This window comes from Stenotrophomonas pictorum JCM 9942 (assembly GCF_001310775.1).
GTDB classification, from domain to species: Bacteria; Pseudomonadota; Gammaproteobacteria; order Xanthomonadales; family Xanthomonadaceae; genus Stenotrophomonas; species Stenotrophomonas pictorum.
This window is the reverse complement of the sequence record NZ_BAZI01000438.1, coordinates 1-1,996: the sequence shown is the minus strand read 5'-3', so window position 1 is coordinate 1,996 and position 1,996 is coordinate 1. Positions and strand designations below refer to the sequence as shown.

Sequence of the window (1,996 nt, the reverse complement as noted above, 5' to 3'; positions counted from 1 at the left end):
CGCCGCGGCCGGCGATGCAGCCGCGACCGGCGGCACCTGCCCGACAGCCGTCACATAACCGTGAACGGCAGGAAGCCCGCATCCAGGAACGCTAAAAGGGTTGCAATCGGCGAAGACTTGGGCAATCTTGGCGGCACGTGGTGACCGGTTGCGTCGCAAACTGACCCAAACCGGCTTCATCCGGACCTATCCATGTCGATGTCCGTCAGGAAATCTGGATCCCCCCTGTTCCGGCCCTGTCGGACATCGGCGCCTTAATAAAGAACAAAGCCCCGGTCTCCCGGGGCTTTGTTTTTCCTGCTTTTACCGCGGTACCGCCTGGATAAAGAACGGGGCCGGCAGTCCCCCGACTACCGGCCCCTGTGCTACCCCAGCGTGCGCTCCGGTCGGCCCCTGTTCCAATTCCGACCTTGCTGCGCCTGTGTCGCATGCCACGCTGGGTGCAAGGGGGTAACTGCAGGTTGCATGCCAACTTTAGGTCCGCCGCAGCCGCGCGACCATTGGCGGTAAAATCGACACCCCGTCGGCTGGCGCGCCCATTCAGGCCTGCCGACGGACCTCACACTTCCGACTCCGATCCCACGCCATGAGCGACTCCTTCTCCCACTACGACGTCATCGTCATCGGCGGCGGCCATGCCGGCACCGAGGCCGCCCTTGCGGCCGCCCGTGGTGGCGCGCGCACGCTGCTGCTGACCCACAACGTCGAAACCATCGGCGCGATGAGCTGCAACCCGGCCATCGGCGGCATCGGCAAGGGGGCATCTGGTCAAGGAGATCGACGCCCTCGGCGGGGCGATGGCGCATGCCGCCGACCTGGCCGGCATCCAGTGGCGCACGCTCAACGCCTCCAAGGGCCCGGCGGTGCGCGCCACCCGCTGCCAGGCCGACCGCAACCTGTACCGCATGGCGATCCGCCGCATCGTCGAGTCGCAGCCCAACCTGACCGTGTTCCAGGCGGCGGTGGACGATCTGGTGATCGAGGGCGACGCGGTGCGTGGCGCCATCACCCAGACCGGGCTGACCTTCCATGCGCCTGCGGTGGTGCTGACCGCGGGCACCTTCCTGGCCGGCAAGATCCATATCGGCGAAACCCAGTACACCGCCGGGCGCATGGGCGATCCGCCGGCGACCACCCTGGCCGCGCGCCTGCGCGAGCGTCCGTTCGTGATCGACCGGCTCAAGACCGGCACCCCGCCGCGCATCGACGGCCGCTCGCTGGACTACCGCGTGATGGACGAACAGCCCGGCGACGATCCGCTGCCGGTGATGTCCTACCTGGGCAATGTGGCCGAGCACCCGCGGCAGGTGAGCTGCTGGATCACCCACACCAGCGAGCGCACCCACGACATCATCCGCGGCGCGCTGCACCGTTCGCCGCTGTACAGTGGCCAGATCGAAGGCATCGGCCCGCGTTACTGCCCGTCGATCGAGGACAAGGTGGTGCGCTTTGCCGAGAAGGCCAGCCACCAGATCTTCGTCGAGCCCGAAGGCCTGGACGTGGTGGAGATCTACCCCAACGGCATCTCCACCTCGCTGCCGTTCGACGTGCAGCTGGAACTGGTGCGTTCGATCCGCGGCATGGAGAATGCGCACATCACCCGTCCCGCTACGCCATCGAATACGACTTCTTCGATCCGCGCGGACTGAAGAACACGCTGGAGACCCGCCAGGTGTCCGGGCTGTTCTTCGCCGGGCAGATCAACGGCACCACCGGCTACGAGGAAGCCGGCGCGCAGGGCCTGCTGGCCGGCATCAACGCTGCGCTGTTCGTGCAGGGCAAGGACGGCTGGAGCCCGCGCCGCGACGAGGCTTATATCGGTGTGCTGGTCGATGACCTGATCACCCACGGCACCAGCGAGCCGTACCGCATGTTCACCAGCCGCGCCGAGTACCGGCTGCAGCTGCGCGAGGACAACGCCGATACGCGGCTGACGCCGACCGGGCGCGAGCTGGGCCTGGTCGATGACCGGCGGTGGGCCGCGTTCGAAACCAAG

Annotated in this window: 1 protein-coding gene and 1 pseudogene; one reads left to right on the top strand and one right to left on the bottom strand. The window is 67.3% G+C overall.

Going from position 1 to position 1,996, the window contains the following annotated elements; genetic code table 11:
• Nucleotides 1-180, bottom strand: a 180-nt coding sequence (locus JCM9942_RS19700) for a hypothetical protein (protein ID WP_218185505.1), incomplete at its 3' end; no start/stop codon positions are given.
• Nucleotides 181-586: 406 nt separating this feature from the next.
• Between JCM9942_RS19700 and mnmG the strand changes: the two are divergent.
• Nucleotides 587-1,996: pseudogene (mnmG, locus tag JCM9942_RS14735) on the top strand (tRNA uridine-5-carboxymethylaminomethyl(34) synthesis enzyme MnmG); the annotation flags it as partial.